This is a genomic window from Luteitalea sp. TBR-22, assembly GCF_016865485.1.
In the GTDB taxonomy this organism is placed as follows: domain Bacteria; phylum Acidobacteriota; class Vicinamibacteria; order Vicinamibacterales; family Vicinamibacteraceae; genus Luteitalea.
This window is the reverse complement of sequence record NZ_AP024452.1, coordinates 4,062,028-4,075,191: the sequence shown is the minus strand read 5'-3', so window position 1 is coordinate 4,075,191 and position 13,164 is coordinate 4,062,028. Positions and strand designations below refer to the sequence as shown.

The window sequence follows — 13,164 nt, the reverse complement described above, 5'->3', positions numbered from 1 at the left end:
AGAAACCACTCACAGAGATCTCTGAGCCCTGAGCCCTGAGCCCTGAGGCCTGAGCCCGCGTCGACAGCCCTGAGCCCTGCGTCCTGAGCCCTACTTCAATGTGCCCGGATCCGTGAGCCCTGGGCGGCCAGCAGGTCGTGCAGCGTGACCGCCAGGTCGCGCAGCGAGAAGGGCTTGGCGAGCCGACCCGCGAAGCCCACCTGCTGGTAGTCGGCCAGCAGGCCCGTGTCGGCGTAGCCGCTCATCACCACCGCGCACACGCGCGGGTCGATCTCCCGCAGCTGGGCGAGCGCTTCGGCGCCGCCCATCCCGCCCGGCACCGTCAGGTCCATCACCACCGCGCGGTACGGCTCGTCCATCTCCAGCGCCTGCAGGTAGCGCTCCACGGCCATCTCGCCGTCCGACACGATGTCGGGCGTGTAGCCGAGCGTCCGGAGCATCGACGCGGTCACCGTCGCGATCGACCGGTCGTCGTCCATCACCAGCACCCGGCCCGACCCGTGCGGGATCGCGGCCAGCGGCGCCGCCGTCACTGCCGGTACCCGCTTGAGCGAGCGCGGCAGCAGGATGTGGAAGCTGGTGCCGCTGCCGATCGTCGACTCGGCCTGCAGCAGCCCGCCGTGGTTCTTGATGACCGCGTGCGACACGGCCAGCCCGAGCCCGGTGCCCGACGGCTTGGTCGTGAAGTACGGGTCGAAGATCCGCTCGAGGTGCTCGGCCGGGATGCCGACGCCGTGGTCGCGCACCGTGATGCGCACGAACTGGCGCGGCGCGCCCGGCACCTCGGGCATCGGCGCCAGCCGCGCGTTGCTGCAGGAGACGTGCACCTGCCCGCCGCGCGGCATCGCCTGCTTGGCGTTGAGCACGATGTTGTGCACCACCTGCTCGATCTGGCCCTCGTCGGCCTCGACCGCCCACAGGTCGGGCGCCACCTCGACGCTGCACCGCACGTTGGACCCGCTCACCGCGAACCGCACCGTCGCGTCCACCAGCGGGCCGATGTGCATCGGCCGCTTCACCGGGTCGCCGCCGCGCGAGAACGTCAGCAACTGGTGGGTGAGCGTGCGGGCCCGCAGGCAGGCGCGCTCGGCTTCCTCGAGCCAGGTCGCCGTCTCGCGCGACAGCGTCTCGTCGCTGCGCGCCAGCGCGATGTTGCCGACCACGGCGGTCAGGACGTTGTTGAAGTCGTGGGCGATGCCACCGGCCAGCACCCCGAGCGACTCGAGCTTGCTGGCCCGCACGCGTTCCTGCGTCAGGCGCACGCTCTCGGTGACGTCACGCACCACGAGCACGACGCCGACCTTCTGGCCCTCGCCGTCCGACATCGGCGCGCCGGTGAGGTTGACCGACAGGCGCGCGCCGTCGGGCGCGATGAGCGAGGCGTTGGTCTCGCTGTCGGGCATGCGGCCGGTCTCGAGGATCCGTGACACCGGCACTTCCTGCACCGTCGTCCCCTCGGGATCCCACAGGCACAACACGTCGTCGATGGCCTTGCCGACCGCCTTGTCCTGCGTCCGGCCCGTGAGCTGCTCGGCCACCACGTTGAGCATGGTGACGCGCCCCTGCAGGTCGGTGGTGATCACCGCGTCCCCGATCGAGCGGAGCGTGACCGCCAGGCGTTCCTTCTCGGCCGCCAGGTCCTCGCGGGCGCTGGCCTCGAGGTCGGCCATCGCCTGCACGCGCTTCTGTTCCTCGTGGAGGCGGCCGAAGTAGACCTTGTACGAGTGGTAGATGAACCCGACCGGGATCAGGACGAACAACACCAGATCCCACCGCTGGTACTTGGTGACCAGCGTCGCGAGCGACACCACGGCGGCCGTGAGGAAGTACCCCGGGGCGGTCCAGAGGAAGTTGTCGTGCCAGCAGCGCCACAGGCCCTGCCCGGTCGACACCGCGACGGCGGTCGAGACGATCAGCGAGTTGGTGAGGAAGTAGGCCGCCGTGGCGCCGATCAGCGGGCCGATGTCGAGCGCCTGATCGAGTTGCCCCAGGTGGCCGCCGAGCAGGAGGAACGTGCTGCCCGCCGCGCCGACCGACAGCACCAGCATGGCGCTGTTGAACATGTGCCGCCACACGGGCGAGCGCGTCTTGCTGTGGAAGGCCGATTGGACCCAGCCCGAGACCGCCGCGATGACCAGCGCCGGGCCGAAGCCCACCGTCAGCATCGCCACGAAGAGCGCAGCGAAGGAGGTGGACATGGTGGCCCACCCGCGCGCCAGCGGCACGTGGATCTTGAGCGCGGAGAGCGCCGCCGCGAGCGCCAGCAGGCCCGCGAAGGCGTACGGCCGCTCGCCCACGGTGGGAATGGCGGTCGCCAGCAGCGCCAGACCGGCAGCAATGACGCTGCCCACGTAGATGCGCAGCCAGCGCTGGGTTCGGGTCGTCTGCACCAGGAGTCCGTGAGTTCCGTCCTAACTATCGGACGGATGAGCCATCCGCATCATGGTGCGCGTCGGGACTCCGCTGAAACAAGGAAAAAACGCCCGTCTCAGGGCTTTGTGGGGCTGAACGCCACCTCGAGTACTCGTCCGCCATCGTCGCTCCAGCGGACCCGGGTGTGGCCGCGTGGCTCGAGTCCGATGTAGCGAGCCGGCTGGGTAGAGGCCATCGCCCACACCACCCCCACATCTAGGGTCGTCCAGGCGGTCGCCAGCCCGACGGCGCGCGGCATCGTCAGGGCCGACCCGGCCAGCGTGGCCGAGCCCGGTGCCGCCACCCGCCCATCCTCGGAACAGACGACGTCGAGGCCCGCGAGTCGGTACGGTCCCGGTGGCGCGCCGGCCGCCATGATGGCGTCGGTCACGAGCAGGCAGCGCTCCGGCGTCTTGGCGCGGACCATCGCCCGCACGGTGCTCGCCGGCAGGTGATGGCCGTCGACGATGAGCGAGGCGTGCAGGGCATCGTCGGCCAACTGGTCCCAGATCACGTTGGGATGCCGCGGCAGGACCGCGGGGCAGCCGTTGCCCAGGTGCGTGGACAGCGTGGCGCCGGCGCTGACCGCATCGGCAATCTGCGCCGCCGTCGCGTGCGTGTGCCCGAGGGCGACGCGCACGCCCATGTCCACCGCGGCCTCGATGACCGCAAGCGCGCCCGGCACTTCGGCGGCGAGCGTCAACAACCGGATCCGCCCGTCGGCTGCGTCCTGTCGACGACGGAAGTCGTCGACGCAGGCTTCGGTGACGCACGCGAGCGGGTGGGCCCCGCGGAAGCCGTCTTCCGGCGAGATGTAGGGGCCCTCCATGTGGAGCCCGGCGACGATCGGGTGCCGCGTGTCGAGGATCCGGCGCGCGCACGCCGCGAAGTGCGCCGTGGTCGAGGTGATGATCGTCGGCAGGCACAGGCCGACGCCCGTGGCCTCCATCGCCGCGAACGACTCGGCGATCTGCGCCGTCGTGACCTCGGCGGCGTTGTAGTCGACGCCGGCAAAGCCGTTCACCTGCAGGTCGACGAACGCGGGGCCTGCGTGCTCACGCACCGCGCACCTCCCGGATGCGCCCCAGCTCTCCGATCAGGACCACCACGGCGAAGAAGGCGATGAGGTACGCCGACGCGCACACCAGGAACACGGGCGCGTAGCCGGCGCCCTCGACGACGTGGCCGATCATGCGCTGCGTGATCACGCCCGCCACGCTGCCCATCAGGCCGCCCAGGCCGGTGACCGATCCGACCGCGCGTGCCGGGAACACCTCCGCCGGCAGGATCACGTTGCCCCAGGCGCCGTGGCAGAACATGACGGCGGTGACGCAGATGATCGCCAGCGTCGTGATGTCGAGGCCGACGCGCGCCGCCAGCGGCGCGACCGAGTCGATGCGGGCCAGCACCAGGAACAGCACGAGCGCCGTCACCGAGACGGTGAACGTCGTCAGCTTGCGCGCCCGATTCACCGTGAATCCGAGGGTATTGACCATGTAGCGCGGAATCGCGCCCGACGCGATGTTGCCGGTCGCCAGCGCCGCGTAGGGCAGCCAGCCGACGGCCAGCAGGGTGGTCCGGGGGATGTGGAACTGGTCCTCGAGGTACTTGAGCACCCAGAAGTTCAGCAGGTACGAGATGGGGTCGGTCAGCACCCGCGCCGCGACGCAGCCCCATGTCTCCTTCATCCGCAGCAGCACGCCCATTGATGGCGGCGGCTGGCCGTCGGTCGCCCCGCGGTCGGACAGGATCATCGTCCGTTCCTCGGCGGTGATGTGCTTGTGGTCCTCGGGCCGGTGATACAGCCAGGCCCACAGCGGCAGCCACATCAGGCCGAGCCCGCCCGACACGATGAAGGCGGCGCGCCAGCCCCAGTACAGGCTGATTGCGCCGATCAACGGCACGGCAAGCGTCGAGCCGAGGGCCGTCCCGGCGTTGAAGATGCCGACCGCCAGCGCGCGCTCGCGCACCGGGAACCATTCGGTGGCGGCCTTCACGCCGCCCGGAATCACCGCCGCCTCGGCGGCGCCGAGCGCGAAACGCGCGGCCTGGAAGTGGAACGGCGTGCGCGCCAGCGCGTGGCTCATCGCCGCCACCGACCACGCCGCGACGAAGTACAGGTAGCCCTTACGCGTCCCGATCATGTCGAGGATGCGCCCGCTGACCAGGTACATCACCGAGTAGCTCATCAGGAACGCGGACGTGATCTGGCCGTACTGGGCGTCGGTGAAGCCGACGTCCTTCTGGATCTGCGTCGCGAGGACCGAGAGCGCCTGCCGATCGAGATAGTTCAGCTCGGACGCGAGGCACAGCAGCACCGCGATGTACCACCGCAGGTGCTTGATGGGGCGCGGTGCGCTGGCCACGGGATCAGGCGCGCGCCGCCGCGAGCGTCGCCGGTTGCAGGCGCGACGCGGACGCGGGGTCGAGGTAGAGCTGCGTGTGGGCGTGCGTCTGGAGGATCGAGGCCGGCACCATGTTGGTCACCGGCCCCTCGAGCGAGGCCTGCACCGCCGCCGCCTTGCGCTCGTCGGGCACCATGCAGAAGATCGCGCGGCTCTTGAGGATCTGCCGCACCGACATGCTGAGCGCCTGCGTCGGCACCTCGTCGAGCCCGCCGAACCAGCCCTCGCCGACCTGCTGGCGACGGCATGCCTCGTCGAGGTTCACCACCAGGTAGGGCTGCTCGGTGTCGAAGTCGGCTGGCGGGTCGTTGAAGGCGAGGTGTCCGTTCTCGCCGATGCCGCAGCAGCACACGTCGATGGGAGCGGCCGAGATCGCGGCGCCCGCCTCGGCGAGCACGCGGGCCGGGTCGGCCTCGCCGTCGAGCAGCAGCGCCGAGCCGACGGGCACGCGGCTGAAGAGCCGCTCCTGCAGGTACTTCCGGAAGCTCGCCTTGTGGCTCACGGGGAGCCCGATGTACTCGTCGAGGTGGAACGCGTCCACCTGTGCCCACGGCACGTCGGTGCGCGCCACCAGCGCGTCGAGGAACGTGAACTGCGACGCACCGGTCGCCACGATGATGCGGGCGCGGCCGCGCGCCTGCACGGCGGCGTTGATGGCGGCGGCGACGTCGGCGGCCGCCGCCGCGCCGAGCGCGACGGCGTCTGCATGGACCGAGATGTTCATGGCGCGCGACTCTAGCACAGGGCACGCATGCCTCAACGTGCGACAAAGATCCGGGAATCGGGAGTCGGGAATCGGGAGTCGCAGGCTACGGGTAGGGCCCGGTCTCCGACCGGACCGTCCGAACGGGCGACGGCCGTCAGGGCAGTGGCCGGAGCTGGTTGTCGAGCACGTAGTTCGACACCTGCTCGCAGACGCCCTTGCTGGCCGTCTGGTCGAACTCGAAGTGGAGCCCGCCCCAGATGCGGGCGCGCGAGCACTCGTCGGCCAGCTGGCGGAAGCCGTTGTACTGCCGCGTGGCGACCGGCGCGCCGGTCGCGTCGGGCCAGGTCACCGAGAAGGGGACGTCGTTGCGTCCGAAGGTCCTGGCCAGCACCGTCGCGCCCACGATGCCGGCGCAGGCGAGGTTGCCCGGGTAACTGGGGTACGGGGGCGTCGTGATCAACGGCAGCCAGGCGGGATCGGCCTCGGTGGCCGGGTTGCCATCACGGTCGGCCTCGCGGATGGCCGTCACGGGACGCCAGAGTCCGTAGAGGTACTTGCCGTTCATGGTGACGCGGAAGCCGTCGTGCAGCGCCATGTTCAGCATCGCGAAGGCGCGCGCGGTCTCGAGGCCCGACAGGGAGCGACTGCGCGCCAGGTCGCTGAGCACGAGGTTCCACAACTGCGCGGGGCCGGTGGTCGTGCCGACCCCTTGCGCCAGGCGAGCCATCTGCGTCTGATCGGCCGTGCGCGTCGTGCTGTTGACGGCCCCCAGCGACTTCACCTCGTTGAAGTCATCGGTGTACCGCTGGCTCAGCATCGACGGCGGCGGAGCCGGGACGAAGTGCTGCGAGCCGTCGAGGCCGAAGGGCATGACATCGGGGTACTGGGTGAACGCCGGGCCGGGCAGGTTGGGCGGCGTCGGCTGCCAGTAGCCCGCCATCGTCGGCAACTGGTAGTCCGGCGGCGTGCGGCTCCAGCCGTCATGGCGACGCAGTTCGAGGATCTCGCGCGCCACCGCCGCGCCCACGGCCGCGCCGTCGGCGGCTGCCGCGGCCGGCAACGGCGCCAGGCTGGCCATCAGCGCCGCGTGGAACCGCGCGCGCAGCGACGGCATCATGGCCGCCAGCGTGTCGTGGGCGGCCTGGGCGACCGCCGCGTCGGCCGAGGCCCCCGGAGCCGCGTTCACGCGGACATGGTAGGGCTGGTACCGCCGCTCGATGGAATTGAGCGCGTCGAAGATCGCCACGTTCATGATCGCGTACGGCCGCGTGAAGAAGATGGTGGGCGGGTTGGCTCCGGGTGTGGCGAACGCCTCGTTCAGGACGCGATTCCACTCGATGACCATCGTGGTGGTGGAGGACGCACCCTGGGCGGTGGCCGGGCGCGGCGCGACGGCTGCGCCGAAGGCGAGCATCCCCACGCAGGCGAGACCAACCGATGCGTGACGCGTGAAGCGCCGCACTGCAGGACAAGACATGACGACTCCTTTCAGGCGTGACCGGCTGCGGGAGGGCGCGGATGAGCACGCACGACCCTGTGGATGAGTCGGCTGAGGGGCCTTGTGTGCTCGGTAAGCGATCAAACGCCCGGTGTGGCGCAGGCGCACAGTGCCGAGCTGCCTGCGCGTGAGGCGCAGCCCGGCCGCGTCCCGGCCCTACCCGGCGACCCGCGACCCCGGTCCCATTCGTTTGCCCGGTGCCCGTTGCCTACTGCCCGCCGCCCGCCGCCCGCCGCCCGGTGCCCGGTGCCCGGTGCCCGCCGCCCGGTGTTCGGTGCCCGGTGCCCGGTGCCCGGTCTTGTTATGCTGGTTGTTTGATGTCGACCCAGAAGCCTGCGCCTATCCGCGACATCGTGGTCAAGGGCGCCCGCACGCACAACCTCAAGCAGGTGGACGTCACCTTGCCGGCGCGCAAGCTGATCGTCATCACGGGGGTCTCGGGCTCGGGCAAGTCGTCGCTCGCGTTCGATACGATCTACGCCGAGGGGCAGCGCCGCTACGTCGAGTCGCTGTCGGCCTACGCGCGGCAGTTCCTCGAGCGGATGGAGCGACCCGACGTCGACTCCATCCAGGGCATCTCCCCGGCCATCGCCATCCGGCAGAAGAACAGCATCCGCAACCCGCGGAGCACCGTCGGCACGACCACCGAGATCCACGACTACCTCCGCCTGCTGTTTGCGCGGGTCGGCCGCACGTACTGCCGCAACTGCGGCCGCGAGGTGATCCGCGAGTCGGCCGAGGTCGTCGCCCAGCGCCTGGCCGCGCTGCCCGACGGCGCGCGCCTGCTCCTCGGCTTCGAGATGCCCGTCGTGAGCATGCACGTCACGGCCGGCGACGAGCCCGCGGGCGAGGACGAGGAGACGACCGGGAGCGGGAAGACCACGAAGCAGGACGTGCGGCTGTCGCTCGAGGCCACGCTGGAGACCCTGCGCCGCCGCGGCTTCACGCGCGTGCTGCTCGACGGCCAGTTGCAGAACCTGGCCGACGTGCCGGTGAGCGCCCTCGAGGGCCGGACCACCCTCGAGGTCATCGTCGACCGCGTCAAGGTCGGCCCCGACGTCGTGGCGCGCCTGACCGACTCCCTGGAGATCGCCTACCAGGAGGGCGGGGGAGCCGCATTCGCGGTCGAACTTCCCGCGAGTGATCAGCGGGCAGGTCGTCCCGCCGAAGCGGCCGCGGGCGATGGTGCCGCCGCGGACGCGAAGGCGGAAGGGGATGCCGGCGGCGTCGCCAAGGCGGTCCGGCACGTGTTCTCCGAGCGCTTCGAGTGCCGGTCGTGCGGCATCCCGTACGAGGTCCCGCAGCCGCGGCTGTTCTCGTTCAACAACCCGTTCGGGGCCTGCCCGACGTGCCACGGCTTCGGCAACGTCATGGAACTCGACCTCGGGCTGGTGGTGCCCGATCCGTCGAAGACGCTCGCGCAGGGGGCCATCGACCCCTGGACCAAGCCGCAGTACCGGGGCTACCACACGCACCTGAAGCGGCAGGGGCGTGAGGGCAAGGTGCGCCTCGACGTGCCGTGGGAGAAGCTGACCGACGCCGAGCGCGCCTTCGTCGTCGACGGCGACAAGGGCTACGAGGGCGTGCGCGGCTTCTTCGCGGTGCTGGAGCGCAAGAAGTACAAGGTGCACGTCCGCGTCTTCCTGAGCCGCTACCGCGGGTACCAGACGTGCCCCGATTGCGGCGGGTCGCGGCTGCGCCGCGAGGCGCGCGACGTGCAGGTGCAGGGCCTGACGATCGACCGCGTCGGCGCGATGACGGTGCGCGAGGCGCTCGACTTCTTCGGCACGCTGCAGCTGTCGGAGCGCGAGGCGGCGATCGCCGACAAGCTGCAGGTGGAGATCGTCAAGCGCCTCACGTTCCTCAGCAACGTGGGGCTCGAATACCTCACGCTCGACCGCCTGTCGTCCACCCTCTCCGGTGGCGAGTCGCAGCGCATCAGCCTGGCGACCTCGCTGGGCTCGGCGCTGGTGGGCACGCTCTACGTGCTCGACGAGCCGTCCATCGGCCTGCACCCGCGCGACAACCTGCGACTCATCGACATCCTGCGGCAGCTGCGCGACCAGGGGAACACGGTGCTCGTGGTCGAGCACGACGCCGACATGATCGCGGTCGCCGACGAGATCATCGACATGGGCCTCGGGGCCGGCGAGCTCGGTGGTCGCGTCGTGTATGCGGGCTCGCTCGAGGGGCTCCGCAAGGATCCGCGGTCGCTGACCGGCAAGTACCTGCGCGACGACCTGGCGATTCCGGTGCCCGGCGTGCGGCGCAAGCCGACCGGCCAGCGGCTGCGCGTGCTCGGCGCCAGCGAGCACAACCTGAAGGTCGTCGACGTCGAGATCCCGCTGGGCCTGTTCACGGTGGTGACCGGCGTGTCCGGCTCGGGCAAGTCGACGCTCGTGCACGACGTCATCCACGCCGGCATCAAGAAGGCCAAGGGGGACTGGGACAAGGCGGTCGGCGCCTGCCGGCGCATCGAGGGGATCGAGCTGGTCTCCGACGTCGTGCTCGTCGACCAGGCGCCGATCGGACGCACGCCGCGTTCCAACCCGGTGACGTACCTCAAGGCGTTCGATCCGATCCGCGAGCTGTTTGCGACCACCAAGGAAGCGCGGACGCGCGGCCTCACGGCGTCGAGCTTCTCCTTCAACGTGCCCGGTGGGCGCTGCGACGCCTGCGAGGGCGAGGGCCAGGTGCGCGTCGAGATGCAGTTCCTCGCCGACGTGTTCGTGCCCTGTGACGTGTGCGAGGGGACGCGTTTCCGCCCGCAGGTGCTCGAGGTGAAGTACCGCGGCAAGAACATCCACCAGGTGCTCGACCTGACGGTGCGCGAGGCGCTGCAGTTCTTCAGCGGCTCGCCGAAGGTGCTGCGCCGCCTGCAGGTGCTCGACGAGATCGGCCTCGGGTACCTGCGCCTCGGGCAGCCGGCCACGACGCTGTCGGGAGGCGAGGCGCAGCGCATCAAGATCGCCTCGCACCTGTCGACGCAGGGCGGCGAGCGCATGCTCTACATCCTCGACGAGCCGACGACGGGGTTGCACTTCGACGACATCGCGAAGCTGCTCGCGGCGTTCCGGAAGCTGCTGTCGGCCGGACACTCGCTGCTGGTGATCGAGCACAACCTCGACGTGATCAAGACCGCCGACTGGGTGATCGACCTCGGCCCCGAGGGCGGCCACGAGGGCGGCCGCGTCGTCGCCGTCGGATCGCCCGAGGCGATCGCCGGCATCGAAGACTCGCACACCGGCCGGCACCTGCGCGAGGTGCTCCTGGCGGCGCAGCGGGCGTAAGGGGCGGGCACCGGGATCCGGGCACCGGGCACCGGGATCCGGGCATCGGGCCGGACCAGCGCCGGCCCAGAGGCTCCGGCATGCTCCCTGAGCCCTGAGTCCTGAGCCATGAGCCAGAAGCCCTGAGCCCTGAGCCTTGAGCCCTGTCTCTCACCCTGTAGACTGTTCGTGATGCTTGCACTGAAGACGAGCGTTCTCGTGGCGCTGCTCGCGGCTGCCACGCCGGCCCTCGCCCAACCCGCGGCGGCGCCCGCGGCGCCGCGCGCCTCCTACGACCAGGTCGTGGCCAACCTCAGGTCGCCCGAGCCCGACGTGCGGCGCGATGCGCTGCGGGCACTCGGCGCGACGGCCTATCCCGAAGCGATCGCCCCGCTGAGCCAGTTGCTCACCGATCCGCTCGACGACATCCAGCTCGAGACCATCTACACGCTGCTCAGCTTCTACCACGTGGAGAAGCCCGAGGTGCTCGACCGCAAGGGCCTGCGGGTGCGCCCGACCTCCAGGCTGACCGCCGCGGCGCAGCGCATCTACGACCTCGGACCCTACGGCCTGATTCCGCAGCCGGTGCCGGTCGAACTCACCAACGGGCTCGCGCAGTCGATGTTCGACGCCAACCCGCGGGTCCGCATCGAGTCGGTCTACGCGCTCGGCGTGATGGCCCGGCCGCCGCTCGACGGCTATGCCGCCGAGGCGCTGACCCGTCTGTTGCAGGACCCGGTGGAAGACATCCGCGAGGCCACCGCGCGGGTGATCGGCGGGCTGCGCGTGGCCACGGCCGGCGACGCGCTGGTCGCCCTGCTGAACGACAAGAGCACGCGGGTGGCCACCGCGGCGATGCGGGCGCTGGGCGACATCAAGGCCTGGCAGTCGATCCAGGCACTCACCGACCAGTTCAACTACCACGGCGGAAAGGGGCCACGGGCCGAGGCCGCCTTCGATGCCCTGGCGCGGATCGCCCACGCCTCCTCGCAATCGCTGTTCACCGCGCAACTGTCCTCGTCGCAGCCGAACCTGCGGCGGCTCGCCGCCGAGGGGCTGGCCCGCAGCGGCAACCGGGAAGCCGCACAGCAGGCCGGCAACGCGCTGGTGAACGACAAGGAAGTCGACGTGAAGCTGGCCGGCGCGTACGCCGCCGTGGTGGGCAGCGGCGTGCAGAGCGGCGGCGTGGCGACGCTGGTCAGCGCGCTCGACCAGGGGGCGCACCACGAGCAGGCGATGGCCTACCTCGTGGAGCTCGGGCCGCGGGCCATTCCCGGCCTCGATCAGGCCCTCGCGTCGCCCGACCCCGCGACGCGCGAACGCGTCGCGCTGGTCCTCGGCTTCATCGGCGGGGAACAGGCGCTCGTGCTGCTCGAGCGGGCACGAGGCGACGGCGACCTGCGCGTGGTCCGTGCCGCCGAGCGCGCCATCGCCCGCCTGCGCAAGACGGCGTGACCCCTCCGTCTTGCTTCGGCGGGGCAAGCCCCTGAGCCACCGTCCAGCGTCACCGCCCGGCGCCAACGAGCGGCAGCTCACCCCCTGCGGCCAACGGTGCCATCTCACCTGATGACGAGCAGGCGGTGGTTGGCCGGGTGCAGGAACTGCACCCCGTCCTCCAGCAGGATGGCATCGTCTTCGATCGGGATGCGCAGCTTCTTGCCGCCCCATTCCGGCAGGGGCGTGTAGGCGAAGAACTCGAAGGCGAACATCTGCATGGTGCGCAGCTCGAAGGTGCGCTGCACGGGCTGCCACGTGGTCATCGACGCGCCGACGTCGTGGCCGTCGTTGCCGACCGGATGGAAACCGTAGGCCACGTCGGTCCTGTCGTCGGCATTGGGCTTGTTGAACTCGATCACGCCGAAGCCCGCGGCGCGCAACGCCTCGTCCATGGCGGTCATCGTGTCGGCGGCGGAGCGACCGGCCCGCAGCGCACGACGCAGCACCGGGCGCACGGTGATCGCGCGGTCGAAGGCGCGCCTGATGCTGGCCGGGGGCTCCGTCTCGTCGTCGCGCAGCACGTAAGCGACCCGCTTGACGTCGGTCGCGGTGTTCATCACCTCGACGCCCCAGTCGATCATCACGACGTCGCCACGCGCGATGACCCGCGACGTCGACACCGCGGCGATCCCCTCGGGGCCGGTCACGTACACGGAGGGCATGTCGAAGGCCGACCCGAGTCCCCGCTCGAGCAGCCGGTCCTGCAGCCACCACGCGACGTCCTCGAGGGTCGTCACACCCGGCTGGATCACCTCGTTGGAGAGCGCCCGCTCGGCAAGCTGGACCGCGATACCCGCGGCCTCGCCGACCGCGACGACCTCGCCCGCGACCCGCCGGGCGCGGAAGTCGGAGACGAGCCGTTCGGCGCTGACCAGCCGCGAGGCCCAGGGTTCGCCGAGCGTGGTGGCCAGGTGCATGGCCATGGTCGCCGACAGTCCGTCGGCCGCGCCCATGGTGTCGGACATGTTCACGCCGATGCGCTTCGGGTCGCGCGCCTTCACGTAGGCGGCCAACTCCGAGGCCGCGCCGAGCCGGTCGTAGGCCCCGGACTGTTCCAGCAGGTATCCGCTGGGCCCGAGCGCGACGCGTTCCACGCGGTCGCCGCGATCGCTGAAGACGTAGTAGCCGACGCCGGTCACGTAGCCCCGTCCGAGGTCGTTCCACAGCGGGTCGGGGTGGTTCTCCTTCACCGCGACAATCCACATGTCGATGCCGCTGGCTCGCATCGCCGCCGGCAGCACCTGATCGAACTTGTCCAGGCGGATCTGTCGCTCCATCTCCCAGCGGCGGCGCGCCTCCTGCCCGTCCGCCACGCCGGCCAGCAGCATCGCCGCCAGCGCCAGTCCCATCGTTGCGCTCGTTCGCACGCTCGTCTCC

At 70.8% G+C, this 13,164-nt stretch carries 8 protein-coding genes; 2 read left to right on the top strand and 6 right to left on the bottom strand.

Annotated features, from left to right (window positions below; translation table 11 throughout):
• Positions 1–95: 95 nt before the first annotated feature.
• From TBR22_RS17160 to TBR22_RS17140, 5 genes are all read right to left on the bottom strand, one after another.
• Positions 96–2,390: an ATP-binding protein gene (locus tag TBR22_RS17160; protein WP_239489069.1), complete on the bottom strand. Its 2,295-nt coding sequence runs from the start codon at positions 2,388–2,390 to the stop codon at positions 96–98.
• A 98-nt stretch (positions 2,391–2,488) separates the two neighbouring features.
• On the bottom strand, positions 2,489–3,475 hold the full coding sequence (locus TBR22_RS17155; protein WP_239489068.1) for an N-acetylglucosamine-6-phosphate deacetylase: 987 nt from the start codon (positions 3,473–3,475) through the stop codon (positions 2,489–2,491).
• Positions 3,468–4,778, bottom strand: a complete 1,311-nt coding sequence (locus TBR22_RS17150) for an MFS transporter (protein ID WP_239489067.1) — start codon at positions 4,776–4,778, stop codon at positions 3,468–3,470. Before TBR22_RS17150 ends, TBR22_RS17155 begins: the two co-directional genes overlap by 8 nt.
• Before the next feature lie 4 nt (positions 4,779–4,782).
• The gene (locus TBR22_RS17145) at positions 4,783–5,541 is read right to left on the bottom strand and encodes a glucosamine-6-phosphate deaminase (RefSeq protein ID WP_239489066.1); all 759 of its coding nucleotides are present in this window, start codon (positions 5,539–5,541) and stop codon (positions 4,783–4,785) included.
• Between the two features lie 136 nt (positions 5,542–5,677).
• The gene (locus TBR22_RS17140) at positions 5,678–7,000 is read right to left on the bottom strand and encodes a vanadium-dependent haloperoxidase (RefSeq protein WP_239489065.1); all 1,323 of its coding nucleotides are present in this window, start codon (positions 6,998–7,000) and stop codon (positions 5,678–5,680) included.
• Between the two features lie 338 nt (positions 7,001–7,338).
• On the opposite strand from TBR22_RS17140, the gene uvrA reads away from it, so the two are divergent.
• Both uvrA and TBR22_RS17130 read left to right on the top strand, forming a co-directional pair.
• The gene (gene uvrA, locus TBR22_RS17135; protein ID WP_239489064.1) at positions 7,339–10,311 is read left to right on the top strand and encodes an excinuclease ABC subunit UvrA; all 2,973 of its coding nucleotides are present in this window, start codon (positions 7,339–7,341) and stop codon (positions 10,309–10,311) included.
• A gap of 171 nt (positions 10,312–10,482) precedes the next feature.
• Positions 10,483–11,745, top strand: coding sequence for a HEAT repeat domain-containing protein (locus TBR22_RS17130; protein WP_239489063.1), 1,263 nt, complete (start codon positions 10,483–10,485; stop codon positions 11,743–11,745).
• A 104-nt stretch (positions 11,746–11,849) separates the two neighbouring features.
• Here TBR22_RS17130 and TBR22_RS17125 read toward each other — a convergent pair whose 3' ends face one another.
• Positions 11,850–13,154 (bottom strand): Xaa-Pro peptidase family protein, encoded by a 1,305-nt coding sequence (locus tag TBR22_RS17125; RefSeq protein ID WP_239489062.1) that lies wholly within the window; start codon positions 13,152–13,154, stop codon positions 11,850–11,852.
• Between the last annotated feature and the right edge of the window lie 10 nt (positions 13,155–13,164).

Bases quoted from the DNA above. Each gene is read 5' to 3' on its own strand.
- TBR22_RS17145 (WP_239489066.1), bottom strand. From the start codon at position 5,541: ATGAACATCTCGGTCCATGCAGACGCCGTCGCGCTCGGCGCGGCGGCG.
- TBR22_RS17140 (WP_239489065.1), bottom strand. From the start codon at position 7,000: ATGTCTTGTCCTGCAGTGCGGCGCTTCACGCGTCACGCATCGGTTGGT.
- uvrA (WP_239489064.1), top strand. From the start codon at position 7,339: ATGTCGACCCAGAAGCCTGCGCCTATCCGCGACATCGTGGTCAAGGGC.
- TBR22_RS17130 (WP_239489063.1), top strand. From the start codon at position 10,483: ATGCTTGCACTGAAGACGAGCGTTCTCGTGGCGCTGCTCGCGGCTGCC.